Origin of the sequence: Micromonospora humi (genome assembly GCF_900090105.1) — a bacterium.
GTDB lineage: Bacteria > Actinomycetota > Actinomycetes > Mycobacteriales > Micromonosporaceae > Micromonospora > Micromonospora humi.
In genome coordinates, this window is record NZ_FMDM01000024.1 from 38,076 (window position 1) to 56,258 (window position 18,183).

At 72.5% G+C, this 18,183-nt stretch carries 18 protein-coding genes; 12 read left to right on the forward strand and 6 right to left on the reverse strand.

Annotation, left to right across the window (positions count from 1 at the left end; genetic code table 11):
- Position 1: 1 nt before the first annotated feature.
- The 3 genes from cysC (at position 2) to galT (ending at position 3,527) form a co-directional block, all read left to right on the forward strand.
- Positions 2-1,531: an adenylyl-sulfate kinase gene (gene cysC, locus GA0070213_RS29815; RefSeq protein WP_091072069.1), complete on the forward strand. Its 1,530-nt coding sequence runs from the start codon at positions 2-4 to the stop codon at positions 1,529-1,531.
- Between the two features lie 137 nt (positions 1,532-1,668).
- Positions 1,669-2,457 carry a DeoR/GlpR family DNA-binding transcription regulator gene (locus tag GA0070213_RS29820; RefSeq protein WP_091072073.1) on the forward strand — a complete coding sequence of 263 codons (789 nt, stop codon included), beginning with the start codon at positions 1,669-1,671 and terminating at the stop codon, positions 2,455-2,457.
- Positions 2,454-3,527 carry a galactose-1-phosphate uridylyltransferase gene (galT, locus tag GA0070213_RS29825; protein WP_091072077.1) on the forward strand — a complete coding sequence of 358 codons (1,074 nt, stop codon included), beginning with the start codon at positions 2,454-2,456 and terminating at the stop codon, positions 3,525-3,527. The genes GA0070213_RS29820 and galT overlap by 4 nt, the downstream gene beginning before the upstream one ends.
- A 236-nt stretch (positions 3,528-3,763) precedes the next feature.
- Here the strand turns inward: galT and GA0070213_RS29830 are convergent, their stop codons facing one another.
- Positions 3,764-4,981 carry an NADP-dependent isocitrate dehydrogenase gene (locus tag GA0070213_RS29830; RefSeq protein ID WP_091072084.1) on the reverse strand — a complete coding sequence of 406 codons (1,218 nt, stop codon included), beginning with the start codon at positions 4,979-4,981 and terminating at the stop codon, positions 3,764-3,766.
- Positions 4,982-5,081: 100 nt separating this feature from the next.
- On the opposite strand from GA0070213_RS29830, the gene GA0070213_RS29835 reads away from it, so the two are divergent.
- Positions 5,082-5,873, forward strand: a complete 792-nt coding sequence (locus GA0070213_RS29835; protein WP_091072104.1) for an MBL fold metallo-hydrolase — start codon at positions 5,082-5,084, stop codon at positions 5,871-5,873.
- A 141-nt stretch (positions 5,874-6,014) separates the two neighbouring features.
- On the opposite strand, the gene mdh is transcribed toward GA0070213_RS29835, so the two are convergent.
- Positions 6,015-6,965, reverse strand: coding sequence for a malate dehydrogenase (gene mdh, locus GA0070213_RS29840; protein ID WP_091072108.1), 951 nt, complete (start codon positions 6,963-6,965; stop codon positions 6,015-6,017).
- 99 nt (positions 6,966-7,064) lie between these two features.
- A complete protein-coding gene (locus GA0070213_RS29845) occupies positions 7,065-7,928 on the reverse strand; it encodes a bifunctional methylenetetrahydrofolate dehydrogenase/methenyltetrahydrofolate cyclohydrolase (RefSeq protein WP_091072192.1) in 864 nt (287 codons plus the stop codon).
- 61 nt (positions 7,929-7,989) lie between these two features.
- Between GA0070213_RS29845 and GA0070213_RS31770 the strand changes: the two genes are divergently transcribed.
- The 6 genes from GA0070213_RS31770 (at position 7,990) to GA0070213_RS29870 (ending at position 13,785) form a co-directional block, all read left to right on the forward strand.
- Positions 7,990-8,154: a hypothetical protein gene (locus GA0070213_RS31770; RefSeq protein WP_175441559.1), complete on the forward strand. Its 165-nt coding sequence runs from the start codon at positions 7,990-7,992 to the stop codon at positions 8,152-8,154.
- Positions 8,155-8,171: 17 nt separating this feature from the next.
- Complete coding sequence (locus tag GA0070213_RS29850) at positions 8,172-9,770, forward strand: peptide ABC transporter substrate-binding protein (RefSeq protein WP_091072111.1); 1,599 nt, start codon at positions 8,172-8,174, stop codon at positions 9,768-9,770.
- 90 nt (positions 9,771-9,860) lie between these two features.
- Entirely contained in the window at positions 9,861-10,799 is a 939-nt protein-coding gene (locus GA0070213_RS29855; RefSeq protein WP_091072116.1) for an ABC transporter permease, read from the forward strand.
- Positions 10,792-11,748 carry an ABC transporter permease gene (locus GA0070213_RS29860; RefSeq protein WP_091072120.1) on the forward strand — a complete coding sequence of 319 codons (957 nt, stop codon included), beginning with the start codon at positions 10,792-10,794 and terminating at the stop codon, positions 11,746-11,748. The genes GA0070213_RS29855 and GA0070213_RS29860 overlap by 8 nt, the downstream gene beginning before the upstream one ends.
- A 5-nt stretch (positions 11,749-11,753) precedes the next feature.
- Positions 11,754-12,773 (forward strand): ABC transporter ATP-binding protein, encoded by a 1,020-nt coding sequence (locus GA0070213_RS29865; protein WP_091072194.1) that lies wholly within the window; start codon positions 11,754-11,756, stop codon positions 12,771-12,773.
- Complete coding sequence (locus GA0070213_RS29870) at positions 12,757-13,785, forward strand: ABC transporter ATP-binding protein (RefSeq protein WP_091072123.1); 1,029 nt, start codon at positions 12,757-12,759, stop codon at positions 13,783-13,785. Before GA0070213_RS29865 ends, GA0070213_RS29870 begins: the two co-directional genes overlap by 17 nt.
- 130 nt (positions 13,786-13,915) lie before the next feature.
- Here GA0070213_RS29870 and GA0070213_RS29875 read toward each other — a convergent pair whose 3' ends face one another.
- The 3 genes from GA0070213_RS29875 to purN all read right to left on the reverse strand — a co-directional run bounded on the left by GA0070213_RS29875 (position 13,916) and on the right by purN (position 17,000).
- Positions 13,916-14,410: a hypothetical protein gene (locus tag GA0070213_RS29875; protein WP_091072127.1), complete on the reverse strand. Its 495-nt coding sequence runs from the start codon at positions 14,408-14,410 to the stop codon at positions 13,916-13,918.
- 401 nt (positions 14,411-14,811) lie between these two features.
- On the reverse strand, positions 14,812-16,383 hold the full coding sequence (gene purH / locus GA0070213_RS29880) for a bifunctional phosphoribosylaminoimidazolecarboxamide formyltransferase/IMP cyclohydrolase (RefSeq protein ID WP_091072130.1): 1,572 nt from the start codon (positions 16,381-16,383) through the stop codon (positions 14,812-14,814).
- Positions 16,380-17,000: a phosphoribosylglycinamide formyltransferase gene (gene purN, locus GA0070213_RS29885; RefSeq protein ID WP_091072134.1), complete on the reverse strand. Its 621-nt coding sequence runs from the start codon at positions 16,998-17,000 to the stop codon at positions 16,380-16,382. Before purN ends, purH begins: the two co-directional genes overlap by 4 nt.
- A gap of 179 nt (positions 17,001-17,179) precedes the next feature.
- Here purN and GA0070213_RS29890 point away from each other — a divergent pair, with 179 nt between their 5' ends.
- Positions 17,180-17,479: a CD225/dispanin family protein gene (locus GA0070213_RS29890; RefSeq protein WP_091072139.1), complete on the forward strand. Its 300-nt coding sequence runs from the start codon at positions 17,180-17,182 to the stop codon at positions 17,477-17,479.
- Between the two features lie 34 nt (positions 17,480-17,513).
- Positions 17,514-18,080, forward strand: a complete 567-nt coding sequence (locus GA0070213_RS29895) for a DUF4190 domain-containing protein (protein ID WP_091072143.1) — start codon at positions 17,514-17,516, stop codon at positions 18,078-18,080.
- Positions 18,081-18,183: the final 103 nt, after the last annotated feature.

The following is an 18,183-nucleotide window of genomic DNA, read 5'->3' on the forward strand; positions in this document are numbered from 1 at the left end:
GATGAGCAACGGGTGGATCCTGCCCGAGGATGTGCTGCGGGATGCGCCGTCGTACGCGCCCAGGCCCGCTGAGCTGGCCGATCTCGAGTTGTTGCTGACCGGGGCGTACGCGCCGTTGACCGGTTTCATGACCCGGGCGGACCTCGCCGCGCTGGGTCGGCGCGGTCGGCTCGCCGACGGCACGCCGTGGCCGGTGCCGGTGACGCTGCAGGTGCCGGCCGCGCTCGCGGACGGCTTGGAGCTGGCCGACCCGGCCCGCCGGGCGCTGGTGCTCACCGACGGCGAGGGCGCGCCGGTGGCGGCCATGGACGTGACCGACGTCTGGCCGGCCCGCGAGGGCACGGTGGGCGTGGGCGGCGCGGTACGCCGGCTGGGCGACGGTGGTCACGGGCCGTTCCAGCGGCTGCGGCGCAGCCCGGACGAGGTGCGCGGGCTGCTGCCGCCGGGCCGGGTGCTCGGTGTCTTCGCCGACCGCCCGCTGCACCGCCCGCAGTTGGCCCAGATCGCGCACGCGGCCCGCACGCTCGGCGCGCACCTGCTGGTGCTGATCCCGGTGGGCGAGGAGTCGACGGGCGGCCTGCCGGCCGAGGCGCTGGTGCGCGGCGTGTTCGCGGCCCGCGACCGGATGCCGCCGGCGACACTGGTGGCGGTGCCGCTGGCCCGCCGGCCCGACGAGATCAGCGACGCGTTGCTGCGGGCGCGGGTCGCCGCCGCCTACGGGGTGAGCCACCTGCTCTCCACCGAGGGCATGCTCTCCGGCGCCGGCTTGCGGGTGCTGGTGCCGCGGGAGCTGGCGTACGACAACCGGGACGGGCAGTGGCGCTGGCGGGAGGACATCCCGCCGCGCAACCGCCGGCTGGCGCTCAGCCAGGACGAGATCGACGACCTGCTCGACCGGGGCTTCCCGCTGCCCGAGTGGCACACCCCGCCGGCGGTGGCCCGGGAGCTGGCGCGGGCCCGCCCGCCCCGGCGGCACCGTGGTCTGGTGATCTTCCTGACCGGGCTCTCCGGCTCGGGCAAGTCGACAATCGCCCGGGGTCTCGCGGACGTGCTGCGGGAGCAGGGCGACCGGAGCATCACGCTGCTCGACGGCGACGTGGTGCGGCGGGAGCTGTCGGCCGGGTTGGGCTTCAGCAAGGCCGACCGGGATCTCAACGTGCGCCGGATCGGCTGGGTGGCCGCCGAGATCGCCCGGCACCGGGGCGTCGGCATCTGCTGCCCGATCGCGCCGTACGCGGCCGCCCGGGCGACCGCCCGGGAGATGGCCCAGGCGGCCGGGGCGGGCTTCCTGCTGGTGCACGTCGCCACCCCGCTGGCGGTGTGCGAGCAGCGCGACCGCAAGGGCCTCTACGCCCGCGCCCGGGCCGGTCTGATCACCGGGATGACCGGCATCGACGACCCGTACGAGGAGCCCACCGACGCCGACCTGGTGGTGGACACCTCGGACCTGACCGTCGACGAGGCGGTGCAGCGGGTGATGGAGCACCTCGGCGAGACCGGCTGGGTGGAGCCCCGCCTCCAGCCGGCCTGATCTCCCCCAGGTCACCGACCCGCGCGACCACCGTCGTCCCACCTCGCGTCCACCGCTCCTGCGCGGTAGTGTTCGGGTTTGTTGGAACACGTTCGACCGCGTTCGCACGGTCGGTGACGCTCGGGAGGCGACGCGGGATGCTGGCGCGACAGCGGCAGACGGCCATCCTGGAACGGGTCCGCGCCGCCGGCGGGGTCCGGGTCACCGACCTGGCCGCCGAGTTCGGCGTCTCCGACATGACCATCCGGCGGGACCTGGAGACGCTGCACGAGCAGGGGCTGCTCGCCAAGGTGCACGGCGGGGCGACGCTGGCCGGGCCCGGCTCGACCGACGAACCCGGCTTCCGGGCCAAGTCGGTGCGCCAGTCCGCCGAGAAGTCGGCCATCGCCGGGCACGCCGCGCGGCTGGTCCGCCCCGGTGCCGCGATCGCCCTCTCCGCCGGCACCACCACCGCCGAACTCGCCCGCCGCCTGGTGGACGTGCCCGGCCTGACGGTGGTCACCAACTCGCTGCCGGTGGCCGAGATCCTGCACGTCGGCGGTCGACCCGACCAGACCGTGGTGCTCACCGGCGGGGTCCGCACCCCGTCCGACGCGCTGGTCGGCCCGCTCGCCGTGGCCGCCATCGCCGCGCTCCACCTCGACCTGCTCTTCCTCGGCGTGCACGGGATCAGCGAGCGGGCCGGGTTCACCACGCCCAACCTGATGGAGGCGGACACGAACCGGGCGCTGGTGGCGGCCGCCGACGCCCTGGTGGTGCTCGCCGACCACACCAAGTGGGGCACGGTCGGGATCTCCTCCATCGTCGGCCTGGACGCGGCGGACGTGCTGGTCACCGACGACCGGTTGACACCCGACGCACGGCGGGTACTCGAGGACAGGGTGGGTGAGCTGGTGACGGTGCCGGCGACGAAGGGGGCGGAGTGAAGCGTACGCAGATCGAGCTGGCCGACGGCCGTGAGCTGATCTACTTCGACGAGCGGGACGACGCGGTGCGCGACCAGCCGGACCGGCGGGACCTGCCCCCGCCACCGCCCGCCTCCCAACTGCGCCACGACCCGCTGACCGACGAGTGGGTGGCGGTGGCGGTGCACCGGCAGACCCGGACGTTCCTGCCCCCGGCCGACCAGTGCCCGCTCTGCCCGTCCCGCGGCGACCGGCACACCGAGATCCCGGCGCCGGACTACGACGTGGTGGTCTTCGAGAACCGGTTCCCGTCGCTGAGCCAGCGCCCGGCCGACGAGCCGGCCGAGATCACGCCGTTCACCCCGGTCCGCCCCGGGCTCGGCCGGTGCGAGGTGGTCTGCTTCACCGACGACCACAACGCCTCGTTCGCGCGCCTCTCCCCGTCGCGGGTGCGCACCGTGCTGGACGCGCTCGCCGACCGCACCGCCGCGCTGAGCGAGCTGCCCGGCGTGGAGCAGGTGTTCCCGTTCGAGAACCGGGGCGAGGAGATCGGGGTGACGTTGAACCACCCGCACGGTCAGATCTACGCGTACCCGTTCGTGACGCCGCGGACCCGGAGCCTGCTGGCCGCCGCCCGGCGGCATGCCGAGCGCACCGGGGGCAACCTCTACGCCGACGTGCTGGCCGCGGAACGGGCCGGCGGCGACCGGGTGGTGGCGAGCAACGCGCACTGGACCGCGTACGTGCCGGCGGCGGCCCGCTGGCCGTTCGAGGTGCACGTGGCCCCGCACCGCCCGGTGCCGGACATCCCCGCGCTGGACGACGCCGAGCGGGACGCCTTCGGCCCGCTCTACCTCGACCTGCTGCGCCGCTTCGACGGGCTGTTCGACGTGCCGATGCCCTACATCGCGGCCTGGCACCAGGCGCCGGTGCGCGTCGACCGCGAGCTGGGCCACCTGCACCTGCAGTTGTTCAGCATCCGGCGGGCGAAGGACAAGCTGAAGTACCTGGCCGGTTCCGAGTCCGGCATGGGCGTGTTCATCAACGACATCGCCCCGGAGCGCGCCGCCGAACTCCTGCGCGCCGCGTAAGGCGGGGCCCCCGCTTAACGCCTCCGGTAGAGGCGGGGCCCCTTTTTAACCGGCCCCGGGAGACAGGGCGCGGGGGGCCCGGAGAACGGGCCCCCCGCAGGGAAGGGACGGCTGGACGCCGACTGGCATCGCGTCCACCTGGTGCAACGAGTCCGGGCGCGCCCGGGTGACGCCGGCACACCACGACGGAGCCCGCCGGCGCGGGCCGGCGGGCTCCGTGGTGATCGGCGAGGTGATCAGGCCGCGAGCTTGCGGGCCAGGTTCTCGTCGAGCGCGTTCATGAACTCGTCGGTGGTCAGCCACGGCGCGTCCCGCGAGATGAGCAGCGCGAGGTCCTTGGTCATCTGGCCGCCCTCGACGGTCTCCACGATGACCTTCTCCAGCGTGTTCGCGAACTCGGTGACCGCCGGGGTGCCGTCCAGCTTGCCCCGGTGGGCCAGGCCCCGGGTCCAGGCGTAGATCGACGCGATCGGGTTGGTCGAGGTCTTCTCGCCCTTCTGGTACTGCCGGTAGTGCCGGGTCACCGTGCCGTGCGCGGCCTCGGCCTCGACGGTACGGCCGTCCGGGGAGAGCAGCACCGAGGTCATCAGGCCGAGCGAGCCGAAGCCCTGCGCGACGGTGTCGGACTGCACGTCACCGTCGTAGTTCTTGCAGGCCCAGACGTATCCGCCCTCCCACTTGAGCGCGGCGGCGACCATGTCGTCGATCAGCCGGTGCTCGTAGGTCAGGCCGGCGGCGTCGAACTCGGCCTTGAACTCGGCCTCGAACACCTCGGCGAAGATGTCCTTGAACCGGCCGTCGTACGCCTTGAGGATGGTGTTCTTGGTCGACATGTAGACCGGGTAGTTGCGGTCCAGGCCGTACCGGAACGAGGCCCGGGCGAAGTCCCGGATCGACTCGTCGAAGTTGTACATGCCCATGGCGATGCCGCCGCCGGGGAAGTCGGCGACCTCCATCTCCATCGGCGCGGAGCCGTCGGTCGGGGTGTAGGTGATGGTGACCTTGCCCGGGCCGGGGACGACGAAGTCGGTGGCCTTGTACTGGTCGCCGTGCGCGTGCCGGCCGATGATGATCGGCTTGGTCCAGCCCGGGACGAGCCGCGGCACGTTCGACATGATGATCGGCTCGCGGAAGACCACGCCGCCGAGGATGTTGCGGATGGTGCCGTTCGGCGACCGCCACATCTTCTTCAGGCCGAACTCCTCCACCCGGGCCTCGTCCGGGGTGATGGTGGCGCACTTGACGCCGACGCCGTGCTCCTTGATGGCGTTGGCGGCGTCGACGGTGACCTGGTCGTCGGTCTCGTCGCGGTACTGGATCGACAGGTCGTAGTAGTGCAGGTCGACGTCGAGGTAGGGCAGGATCAGCTGCTCCCGGATCTGCTTCCAGATGATCCGGGTCATCTCGTCGCCGTCGATTTCCACGACCGGGTTGTTTACCTTGATCTTCGCCATCGGCCGGCGCTCCTCTCGGGGGACACGTGCTCAAGCAGTACGAGCGTACTGGAAACCGACCGGGGCGCCCCAGCCGGCCTCGCGGTGGCATCCTTCCCGGATGCCGCTGACGCACACGCTCGGGTCTATCACGATCACCGCGCTGCTCGACGGTGCGGGCTCCTTCTTCCAGCCGCGCGCGCAGGCCTTCCCCGACGCCACCGAGGCGCAGTGGCGCGAGGCGGACCGCCGGGACCCGGACGCGGTCGGGCCGGACGGCGGCTGGTGGCTGCCGTTCCGCGCGTTCGCGCTGCGCCGCGACGACGGGCCGGTCGTCCTGGTCGACGCCGGCATCGGTCCGGCGGACGCGCTCGCCGCGAGCTGGGCGCCGGTGCCGGGGCGGCTGCCCGAGGAGCTGTCGGCGGCCGGCATCGACCCGGCGGACGTCCGCACCGTCGTCCTCACCCACCTGCACACCGACCACGTCGGCTGGGCCGGGCCGCTCTTCGGCAACGCCGACCATCTCGTCCAGCGCGCGGAGCTGGCCGCGCTGGAGCTGTTCCATCCGGAGCTGCCGGCCCGGCTGCTGGGGCCGTTGCGCGCCGCCGGCCGGCTGCGGGTGGTCGACGGCGACACCGAGCTGACCCCCGGGGTACGCGTGCTGAGCACGCCCGGCCACACCCCCGGCCACCAGTCGGTGCTGGTGGAGCAGGGCGACGACCGCCTCCTGGTCACCGGCGACCTCCTGGTGCACGCGATCCAGTTGGTCGACCCGTCCCTGCCCTACGCCCACGAGGAGAACCCGCCCGAGGCCCGCCGCACCCGCGAGCACGTCCTGCGCACCCTCACCCCCGTCCTCCTGGCCACCCCCCACCTGACCACCCCCTTCACCCCCCACCCCCACCCCGCCTGACCCCGTCGATCATGAAGTTGGCGGCGTTCTCGATCTCCGGAACTGCCGCCAACTTCATGATCGACGCGGTGAGGGACGGGGGACGCTGAAGGGCGGCCGGCGGGACGCCGGCCGCCCTTCAGCGGGGTGGTGCTGGGTGGGTCAGAGGGAGGAGATGTCGGCCTGCTTGGCGCGGACGGCCTCGGCGGCCTCCTTCAGGGCGGCCATCTCGTCGGCGTCCAGGTCGGTCTCGACGACCCGCTTCACGCCCTGCGCGCCGATCTCGGCCTCGACGCCCAGGTAGACGCCGGAGATGCCGTACTCACCGTCGACCCAGGCGCAGACCGGCATGACGTCGCCGGAGTCCTCGGCCACGGCCTTCGCCATCCGCGCCGCGGCGGCGGACGGGGCGTAGTAGGCCGAGCCGGTCTTCAGCAGCGCCACGACCTCGGCGCCACCGTTGCGGGTCTTGACGACCAGTTCCTCGATCTGCTCGGCCGGCATGACGTCGCGCAGCGGCTTGCCGTTCACCGTGCTCTTGGACGGCACCGGGACCATGGTGTCGCCGTGCGAGCCGAGGGTCAGGGTCCGCACCGACTTCACCGGTACGCTCAGCGCCTCGGCGACGAAGTTGGTGAACCGGGCGGTGTCGAGCATGCCGGCCTGACCGAGCACCCGGTTCTTCGGGAACTGGGTGGCGAGCTGGGCCAGCGCGGTCATCTCGTCGAGCGGGTTCGAGACCACGATGACGACGGCGTTCGGGGCGTACTTGGCGACGTTCTCGGCGACCTGACGGACGATCTTGGCGTTCGTCTCCAGCAGGTCCATCCGGCTCATGCCCGGCTTGCGGGGCAGCCCGGCGGTGATGACGACGACGTCGGAGCCCTCGATGGCCTCGTAGCCCTCGCCGTTCGGGCCGGTGGTGACACCGACGATCGTGGTCTCGAAGCCCTCGACCGGCCGCGACTGGTTGAGGTCGAGGGCGAGGCCCGCCGGCTTGCCCTCCACGATGTCGGTGATGACGACGGTGTCGAAGACGTCGTACTCGGCCAGGCGCTGTGCGGTGGTGGAGCCGTAGAAGCCGGCCCCGACGACAGTGACCTTCTTACCCATGGTCGTCCCACTCCCTGATACCAGTCGGTTTCCCGGACCGTATCAGCCATCCTGGCACCGAACGGGCGAGGGGCGGACGGTTATGACCTGTCTGGGTGGTCAGGCGTCCCGTTCGGCCCGCTCGACCACGTTGGTGAGCAGCATGGCCCGGGTCATCGGCCCGACGCCGCCGGGCATCGGCACCACCTTGCCGGCCACCTGGACCACCTCCGGGTCGACGTCGCCGGTGTAGCGCCCCTTGCCGTCGTCGCCGATCACCCGGGTGATGCCGACGTCCACCACTGTCGCCCCGGGGGTGACCATGTCGGCGGTGAGCAGCCCGGGCACCCCGGCGGCGACGATGACCACGTCGGCGGCGCGGGTGTGCGAGGCGAGGTCGAGGGTGCCGGTGTGGCAGAGCGTGACGGTGGCGTTCTCGCTGCGCCGGGTGAGCAGCAGGCCGAGCGGCCGGCCGACCGTGTTGCCGCGCCCGACCACCGCGACGTTCGCGCCGCGCAGCGGCACGTCGTGCCGGCGCAGCAGTTCGACGATGCCGCGCGGGGTGCAGGGCAGCGGGGCGTCGTAGCCGAGCACGAGCCGGCCCAGGTTGACCGGGTGCAGGCCGTCGGCGTCCTTGTCCGGGTCGATGGACTCCAGCGCCCGCTGGGTGTCCAGGTGGGCCGGGAGCGGGAGCTGGACGATGTAGCCGTGGCAGGCCGGGTCGGCGTTCAGCTCGGCGAGCGCCGCGTCGAGTTGCTCCTGGCTCGCGTCGGCGGGCAGCGTCACCCGCAGCGAGGCGATGCCGACCTCGGCGCAGTCGCGGTGCTTGCCGTTGACGTACGCCTGGGAGCCGGGGTCCTCCCCGACCAGGACCGTGCCGAGGCCGGGGGTGATGCCGCGCTCCGCGAGCGCCTTGACCCGCGCCCGCAGCTCGTCCTTGATCTCCGCCGCCGTGGCCTTGCCGTCCAGGATCGTCGCCGTCACCACGTGATCGTCTCACGTCTGCGCGGAGGAGCCGCGCCGCCCGGCAAGGACGCGCCGAGGCGTGGCCTTCATCACCGACAGTCACCAGACACCTCGCGAACCGGAACATTCGGGCACGATGCATCACCACTCCGTTACTCATTCGTTGTCGATCCACCGCACCGCGACCTACCGTTACGGCTCGTTGCGCAGCGTCACCCAGCGTCGGGCCGACCGCGCAGCGTGAGGAGATGAGGAGACTCCATGCGTGTTCGTAGGCTCGCGGCCTGGACCGCTCTCCCGCTCGCGGTGACCCTGGGCCTCGCGGCCTGCGGCACGGGCGGCGGCAGCGGCGGCGCAAGCGACCCCGACGCGGCCGTGCGGATCGAGATCGCCGAGCCGCAGCACCTGGTGCCGACCAACACCAACGAGACCAGTGGCTCGCAGGTGCTGTCGGCCCTGTTCAGCCCGCTCGTCGACTACGACGAGGCGAACAAGCCGCACGAGGTGGCGGCCGACTCGATCACCTCGTCGGACAACAAGGCCTGGACGATCAAGCTGAAGCCCGGCTACACGTTCCACAACGGCGAGAAGGTCACCGCCGACAACTACCTCGACGCCTGGAACTACGGCGCGTACGCGCCGAACGGGCAGAACTCCAGCTACTTCTTCGAGAAGATCGCCGGCTACGACGACCTCCAGGGCGAGAAGCCGAAGGCGAAGACGCTCAGCGGCCTGAAGAAGGTCGACGACCTGACCTTCACGGTGACGCTCACCGAGCCGTACGTGGACTTCAAGACCATGCTCGGCTACACCGCCTTCTACCCGCTGCCCGAGGCGGCGTTCTCCGCGCCGGGCGTGCTCGCGGAGGGCTACGAGCAGGCGCCGATCGGCCAGGGCCCGTTCAAGATGAAGGGCAACTGGCAGCACGACGCCAAGGTCGAGGTGGAGAAGTACGACGCGTTCCCGGGCCAGCAGCCCAAGGTGGGCGGCGTCGAGTTCCGGATCTACCAGCAGCCGACCGCCGCGTACGCGGACGTGCTGTCGGACAACCTCGACGTGATCAAGACGATCCCGACCGAGAACCTGTCGACCGCCGCGACCGACCTCGGCGACCGGTTCCAGCAGAGCCCGGCCTCGTCGCTCCAGGTGCTGGCGTTCCCGACGTTCCAGAAGGAGTTCAGCAAGCCCGAGGTGCGCAAGGCCATCTCGATGGCGATCGACCGGGACGAGATCACCAAGTCGATCTTCAAGGACTCGCAGCAGCCGGCCCGCTCGTTCGTCTCGCCGGTGGTCGCGGGCTACCGGGAGAACACCATCGGCGCCGCCGGCTCGTTCGACCCGGCCAAGGCCAAGGCGATGTACGAGGCCGCGGGCGGCCCGAAGAAGATCGAGCTGTCCTACAACGGCGACGGCGGCCACAAGGACTGGATCGACGCCACCTGCAACCAGCTCAAGGCCAACCTGGGCGTGGAGTGCGTCGGCACCGCCGAGCCGAAGTTCGCGGACCTGCTGACCAAGCTCAAGCAGAAGCAGTCGGTCGGCCTGTTCCGGATGGGCTGGGTCATGGACTACCCGTCCATGGAGAACTACCTGGGCCCGCTGTACAGCACCAACGGCTCGTCGAACTACTACGGCTACAGCAACCCGGAGTTCGACAAGCTGCTCGCCGAGGGCGCCCGCGCGGCGACCCAGGACGAGGCGGTCAAGAAGTACCAGGCCGCGGAGGACCTGCTGGCGCAGGACATGCCGGTGATCCCGCTGCGGTTCGGGCAGAACAACTTCGGTCACTCGACCAAGGTCAAGAACGTCCACGTGGACCTCTTCGACCGGGTGGACCTGCTGAAGATCGAACGCGCCTGACCTGACCGACCACGGGCCGGGCCACCCCCACCGGGTGGCCCGGCCCTGGCATTGGCACGCATTTGGCCCGTTTTCGGCACACTGGCCAGCATGCTCCGGTTCATCCTGCGGCGACTGCTCCAGATGGTCCTCGCCTTCTTCGGGACCACGCTGATCGTCTACGCGCTGATGTTCGCCGGGCAGGGTGACCCGATCCAGGCGCTCGCCGGGGAACGGCCGGTCACCGCGGCCCAACGCGCCTACCTGACCGAGAAGTACCACCTGGACGCGACCGGGGTCGGCGGGTTCTTCTACCGCTACCTCAACTATCTCGGCGGCCTGCTCCGGGGCGACCTCGGCCAGTCGCTGACCGGTCGGCAGATCGGCGACATCCTCGCCGCCGCCTGGCCGGTCACCGTGAAACTCGCAGTGATCGCGATGGCCGTGACCATCCTCGTCGGAGTCACCGCAGGGGTGATCGCCGGCATCCGGCGGGCGGGCGTCTTCGACCACGCGACGCTCGTGCTCACGCTGCTGGTGCTCGGCATCCCGACCATCGTGCTGGCCCCGCTGGCGCAGTACTTCCTCGGCGTACGCTGGCCGATCTTCCCGCCCACCGCCGGCGCGCAGCCCTCGCTGTGGGCGCTGCTGCTGCCCGGCATCGTGCTCGGCTCGCTGTCGCTGGCCACCGCGCTGCGGCTGACCCGCACGTCGGTGTCGGAGAACCTGCGCGCCGACTACGTGCGGACCGCCCGGTCGAAGGGGCTGGTGCGACGCCGCATCGTCGGCGTGCACGTGCTGCGCAACTCGCTCATCCCGGTGGTCACCTTCCTCGGCGTCGAACTCGGCAACCTGATGAGCGGCGCGATCATCACCGAGGGCGTGTTCAACATCCCCGGCGTCGGCTTCAACCTGTTCCGCGGCATCCGCACCGAGGACGGGCCGCTGGTGGTCGGCATCGTCAGCGTGCTCGTCGTGGTCTACCTGCTGTCCAACCTGGTGGTGGACGTGCTCTACGCCGTACTCGACCCGAGGATTCGCTATGAGTGATTTCGAGACGGTGGCGGCGACCGAGGACCAGTCGGCGCGACGGGGCGTCTCCGGCGAGCCCGGCACCCCGGACCGGGCCGGTGAGCCGAACCGGCCGCGCAGCCTGGCCGGGGACGCCTGGCGGGACCTGCGCCGCAACCCGGTCTTCTGGCTCAGCCTGCTGCTGGTCGTGCTGGTCGCCGCGATGGCCGTCGCCCCGGGGCTGTTCACCGCCAACGACCCGCGCGACTGCGTGCTCTCCCGACAGCACGCCGGGCCGTCCGGCGGGGCCATCCTCGGGTACGACTTCCAGGGCTGCGACACGTTCGCCCGGGCGGTCTACGGCGCCCGGGCCTCGCTGCTGGTCGGCGCGCTGTCGGCGCTGATCACCGGCGTGATCGCGCTGGTCGTCGGGATGCTCGCCGGCTACTTCGGTGGCTGGGTCGACGCGGTGCTCTCCCGGGTGATCGACATCGTGCTCGGCATCCCGCTGCTGCTGGCGGCGATCGTGCTGCTCAAGCGGGTCAGCACCAGCGGCGAGACGGTACGCCTGTTCGCGGTCATCCTGGTGCTGGCGCTGCTCGGCTGGACCACGGCGGCCCGGGTGGTGCGCTCCTCGGTGATCACCGCCCGGGAGCAGGACTACGTGGCCGCCGCCCGGATGCTCGGCGCCGGCAACGGCCGGATCATGTGGCGGCACATCCTGCCGAACGCGCTGGCCCCGGCGATCGTGGTGCTCACCATCGCGCTCGGGTCGTTCATCGCGGCCGAGGCCACGCTGAGCTTCCTCGGCATCGGCCTGAAGGCGCCGACCATCTCCTGGGGCATCGACATCGACGCGGGCCGGGTGCACATGCGCGAGTCGGCGACGCCGCTGATCGTGCCGTCGACCTTCCTCGCGCTGACCGTGCTCGCCTTCATCATGCTCGGCGACGCGATCCGCGACGCCTTCGACCCGAAGCTGCGGTGAGCCCGATGCCGACACCCGTCTCCCCCACCCCGCCGGACGGGCACCTGCTGGAGGTGCGGGACCTGCACGTGGAGTTCCGCACCGGCGAGGGCGTGGCCCGGGTGATCAACGGGGTGAGCTACCACCTGGACGCCGGCGAGACGCTCGCCGTGCTCGGCGAGTCCGGCTCCGGCAAGTCGGTCACCGCTCAGGCGATCATGGGCATCCTGGACACCCCGCCCGCGCACGTCCGCTCCGGCGAGATCCGCTACCAGGGGCGGGACCTGCTCACCCTCGGCGAGGAGGAGCGCCGGCGGATCCGCGGCGCGGAGATCGCGATGATCTTCCAGGACGCGCTGTCCGCGTTGAACCCGGTGTTCCCGGTCGGGTGGCAGATCGGCGAGTCGCTGCGGCAGCGGGCCGGGCTGTCCCGCGCCGACGCACGCCGACGCACCGTGGAGCTGATGGACCTGGTCCGGATCCCGGCCGCGGCGAAGCGGCTCGGCGACTACCCGCACCAGTTCTCCGGCGGCATGCGGCAGCGCGTCATGATCGCGATGGCGCTGGCGCTGGACCCGAAGGTGCTGATCGCCGACGAACCCACCACCGCGCTCGACGTCACCGTGCAGGCCCAGATCATGGACCTCCTGGCCGACCTGCGGCGGGACCTCGGCATGGCGCTGATCCTGATCACCCACGACCTCGGCGTGGTGGCCGGCGTGGCGGACCGGATCGCGGTCATGTACGCGGGCCGGATCATCGAGCACGCCGACGTGCGCGCGCTCTACCGGGCGCCCGCCCACCCGTACACCAAGGGGTTGCTGGAGTCGATCCCCCGGCTCGACGTGCGCGGCCAGGCGCTGTCGACCATCCGGGGGCTGCCGCCGAACCTGATGCGGATCCCACCCGGCTGCCCGTTCCACCCCCGCTGCCCCTACGCGCGGCAGGTCTGCGTGGACGAGGTGCCGCACGACCTGGTCCTCGGCGACGGCCGGACCAGCGCGTGCCACTTCGCGCAGGAGGTTCACGATGACCGTGCCCGCTAGCCCCGCCAAGGTCCGGGGCGAGACCATCCTCGGGGTCGACGAACTGGTCAAGCACTTCCCGATCACCCAGGGCGTCCTGTTCAAGCGGCAGATCGACGCCGTGCGGGCGGTCGACGGGGTGAGCTTCGAGCTGCGTCGCGGCGAGACGCTCGGCGTGGTCGGCGAGTCCGGCTGCGGCAAGTCCACGCTGGCCCGGCTGCTCATGCGGTTGGAGACGCCGACGTCCGGCCGGGCCACGTTGGAGGGGCGGGACCTGTTCGCGGCGTCCGGCGGGGAACTGCGCCGGCTGCGGCGGAACATGCAGATGGTGATGCAGGACCCGTACACCTCGCTCAATCCGCGGATGACAGTGGGTGACATCGTCGGCGAGCCGTTCGCGATCCATCCGGACGCCGCGCCGAAGGGCAGCCGGCGGCAGCGGGTGCGGGAACTGCTGGACGTGGTCGGGCTCAACCCGGAGCACGTCAACCGCTACCCGCACCAGTTCTCCGGCGGCCAGCGGCAGCGCATCGGCATCGCCCGGGCGCTCGCGCTGCGGCCCGACGTCATCGTCTGCGACGAGCCGGTGTCGGCCCTGGACGTCTCCATCCAGGCCCAGGTGATCAACCTGCTGGAGCAGCTCCAGGACGAGTTCGGCCTCTCCTACATCTTCATCGCGCACGACCTGTCGGTGGTCCGGCACATCTGCGACCGGGTGGCGGTGATGTACCTGGGCCGGATCGTGGAGATCGGCACCGAGGAGGAGATCTACCAGCGCGCCACCCACCCGTACACCCAGGCGCTGCTCTCCGCGGTGCCGGTGCCCGACCCGGAGGCCCGCGACCGGCGGACCGTCATCCGGCTCACCGGCGACGTGCCCAGCCCGGCCGACCCGCCGTCCGGCTGCCGGTTCCGCACCCGGTGCTGGAAGGCGGAGGAGGTGTGCGCCGTCCAGGACCCGCAGACGGTGCCCCGCGCGGCCGACCCGCACCCGTCGGCCTGCCACTTCGCCGAGGTACGCACGGACGTCTGAGGCCCCGTCCCCCGGAGGAAGTGGGGACGAGGCCTCGTGGGACGCGGACGGGGTGCGTGAGGCGCGCCCCCGTGGGCGACAGCGGCACGCCACGGAACCGCCGGGTCGACGCGGCGGAATCCGGTGCGGTTCAGGCGGTGGGCGGCGCCCGCGCGGCGCGCACGCCGCGCGGCGGCAGCGGCGGGGCTGACGAGCGGCGAGCGGGCGCGGACCGCGCCGCCACGACCGGGCCGGCCACGCTCGGGGGCACTGTCGGAAGCGGCCCGTCCGGCCCGTCGCCGTAGGCGGGGCCGTCGCGCCGGTCACCCCACCATCCGCCGGAGACCTCCGCGCACCGCCGTTGCGGGTACGCGCCGACCGCCGCGACCGGGTCCGCCCCGCCCCGGCACCCGGAGGCGGGTACGACGCCGGACGAGCCGGTGCCGGGCCACGCGACGGTGGGTGCCCCCGTTGCCGGCTGCGCGACGGCCGACACCGGCGCGGCGGCAGGCGGCGGCGCGGCGGCAGGCGGCCCGGCGGCGGACGGGGCGGCGGGCGGCGACGCCGGGACGGCGGGCGGGCCGAGTGCCACGGGGACGAACGCCAGCGTGACGACGGCGGCGGTCAACCGGTCGCGCACGCGCATGGCACACCTGCCGGGGCTCATGAACAGCGGCGACGGTCGATCGGCCGTCGCCGGGCACACGCTAGCAACCAGCCTCGGCTGCCGGCAACGGAGTCCGGACGGACGCGGGGATCGCAGGCCACCCGGTCCGTGTGCCGCACTGGCCGCCGGGGTGCCGGGGCCGGCGGCGTGTCGGGGCCGGCGGCGTGCCGGGGCCGGCGGCGTGTCGGGGCCGGCGGCGTGTCGGGGCCGGCGGCGTGTCGGGGCCGGCGGCGTGTCGGGGCCGGCGGCATCGAAGCGGAGAAAGCGGTATACCTCAGAGGCATAAATATGTCTCTGAGGTATACCGCTCAGACCTGACTGTTTCTTTGCCGGAGCTCACGCACGGTGATCGGCGGCGCGGCGCGGCGCGCGGCTCGGACCTAGTGGAAGAAGTGCCGGGTGCCGGTGAGGTACATGGTCACGCCGGCCTCCTTGCAGGCCGCGATGGTCTCCTCGTCGCGGATCGAGCCGCCGGGCTGCACGATCGCCCGGACGCCGGCGTCGATGAGGATCTGCGGCCCGTCGGCGAACGGGAAGAACGCGTCCGAGGCGCAGACCGAGCCGCGGGCCCGGTCGGCACCGGCCCGGGCGACCGCCAGCCGCGCCGAGTCGACCCGGTTGACCTGCCCCATCCCGACGCCGACCGTGGCGCCGTCATGGGCCAGCAGGATCGCGTTGCTCTTCACCGCCCGCACCGCCCGCCAGGCGAACGCGAGGTCACGCAGCATCGATTCGTCGGCCGGGTCGCCGGTGGCGAGCGTCCAGCCGGACGGGTCGTCGCCGGGGGCGTCCACCGCGTCCCGCGCCTGCACCAGAACGCCGCCGGTGACCTGCCGCCACTCGGCCGGACGCGGCGCGAACGCGGGCGCGCGCAGCAGCCGGATGTTCTTCTTGGCCCGCAACAGCTCCAGCGCGCCCTCGTCGAAGCCGGGCGCCACCAGCACCTCGGTGAAGATCTCCGCGACCTGCCCGGCCAACTCCACGCTGACCGGCCGGTTCACCGCGATCACGCCGCCGAACGCGGAGGCCGGGTCGCAGGCGTGCGCCTTGCGGTGCGCCTCGGCCACGTCCGCGCCGACCGCGAGGCCGCACGGGTTCGCGTGCTTGATGATCGCCACCGCCGGCTGGTCCGGGAAGTCGTACGCGGCCCGCCAGGCGGCGTCCGCGTCGACGTAGTTGTTGTAGGACATCTCCTTGCCGTGCAGCTGCTCGGCCTGGGCCAGCCCGGCCGGCGCGCCCGGGTCGGCGTAGAGCGCCGCCGCCTGGTGCGGGTTCTCGCCGTAGCGCAGCACGGCCTGCCGGCGCAGCGCCAGCCCGGCGAACTCCGGGAAGCGGTCCTCGGCCGGCGCGACAGTGGTGGCGAACCAGTCGGCCACCGCCACGTCGTAGTCGGCGATGTCGGCGAACGCCCGGGCCGCGAGCGCGCGCCGCCGGGCCAGGGTGAAGCCGCCGTCGGCGAGTGCGGCCACCACCGTCGGGTACGCGGCCGGGTCGGTCACCACCGCCACCGAGGCGTGGTTCTTCGCGGCCGCCCGCACCATCGCCGGGCCGCCGATGTCGATCTGCTCGACGCACTCGTCGGCGTCCGCGCCGGAGGCGACGGTGGCCTGGAACGGGTAGAGGTTGGAGACCAGCAGGTCGATCCCGGCGATGCCGTGCTCGTCGAGCTGAGTGGCGTGGGTGTCCTTGCGCAGGTCGGCGAGGAGGCCACCGTGGATCTTCGGGTGCAGGGTCTTCACCCGGCCGTCGAGGATCTCCGGGAAGCCGGTGACCTGCTCGACCGGGGTGACCGGAACCCCGGCGCCGGAGATCGTCGAGGCGGTGCTGCCGGTCGAGACGATCTCCACGCCGGCCTCGTGCAGGGCCCGGGCCAGCTCGGCCAGGCCGGTCTTGTCGTAGACGCTGACCAGCGCGCGCCGGATCGGGCGACGGCCTTCCTCAGTGGTGCTCACGGAATGCTGACCTTTCTGCCGGTGATCGTCCAACCTTCACGGACCAGGCGGCCGACCTGCTCGACGAGCTGGCGCCGCTCGGCGGACTTGATGCGCTCGGTGAGCGTCTCCACGTCGTCGTCGTCGCGCACCGGAACGGCGACCTGGGCGACGATCGGGCCGGTGTCCATGCCGGCGTCGACGAAGAACAGCGTGGCCCCGGTGACCTTCACGCCGTACGCCAGCGCGTCGCGGGGGCCGTGGATGCCGGGGAACGCCGGCAGCAGCGTGTTGTGCGTGTTCAGGTAGCGGTCGCCGAACGACGCCAGGAACTCCGGGCCGACCAGCTTGAGGAACCCCGCGCTGACGACCAGGTCGGGCCGGTGCTCGGCCACCCGGGCGGTGAGCGCCTTGTCCCAGTCGGCCCGGGTCGGATGGTCCTTGACCCGCTCGACGAAGGACGGCACACCCGCGGCGGCGGCCCGGTCCAGGCCGGCGATCCCGTCCCGGTCGGCGCCGACGGCCACCACCCGCGCCCCGTAGCCGGGGTCGGCGGCGGCGTCCAACAGCGCCTGGAGGTTGCTGCCGGAGCCGGAGACGAGGACGACGAGGCGGGCGACGGACGCGGGCTCGGTCACCCGGCAACCCTATCGGGCAGTCCGGCCGGTCCGGCCGTCGGGCGGCGGCTTGTCGGGTGATCTCCCGGGTGGCGCCGTCGCGGTACGCTGCCGGTCGCCCGGTGTCCGGCCTACGCCCGACCCGCACCCCCAGAGAACCCGGCACGTCGCCCGTGCCGCCGGACCTAGGAGTCACCCCCATGCAGCCCGGTTACCCCCAGCAGCAGCCCCCGCAGCAGATCGACAACAACATGACGATGTCGATCGTCGCGATCTTCCTGTTCTGGCCGCTCGCCATCCCGGCGATCATCAACGCGTCCAAGGTCAACCCGCTGATCCAGCAGGGCGACTACGCCGGCGCCCAGGCCGCCGCCGCCGAGTCCAAGAAGTGGTCCAAGTGGGCCCTGATCGTCGGCCTGGTCTGGATCGGCATCATTGTGGTGTGTTGCCTGTTCGGTGGCCTGGCGGGTCTCGTCGGCGGCAGCAGCGGCACGAACTGACCGACAGCCGAACCAATCTGAGGAGTTCCCTGACATGCAGCCCGGTTACCCCGGACAGGACCCGTACGGCCAGCAGCCGAACCAGGACCCGACCGCCCAGCCGCAGGACCCGTACGGCCAGCCGCCGCAGCCCCCGCAGTACGGGCAGCAGCCGCAGTACGGGCAGCAGCCGACCTCCGGTCAGCCCTACGGCGAGCCGACCTCGGGCCAGCCCTACGGGCAGCCCACCTCCGGCCAGCCCTACGGCCAGGACCCGTACGCGCAGCAGCAGCCGTACGGCGCCGCGCCGCAGTACCCGGCCGCGGGCTACCCGGCCGGACCGGGCACGGGTCAGGGCCAGAACAACACGCTGGGCCTGATCGGCATGATCGTCGGCATCGCCTCGATCGTGCTCGGCCTCTGCTGCCCGCTGCTGGGCGTCCCGGCCGGCATCGCCGGCGTGGTGCTCGGCGTGCTCGGCCAGAAGAAGGTCCAGGCCGGCGAGGCCAGCAACGCCGGCCAGGCCCGGGCCGCCCTGATCTGCGGCGCGATCGGCGTGGTCATCGGCATCATCAGCGCCATCGGCGGCGCCATCATCAACACGAGCAACTTCGGTTCCTGAGCGGTTGCTTCGAGGGGCGTCCGGCGACCGGCCGGGCGCCCCTCGCGCGTCCCTGCCGATCCCCGCCGGGCCCGGGTGGTCGGGGTGGGCGAGGGCTTCGGCC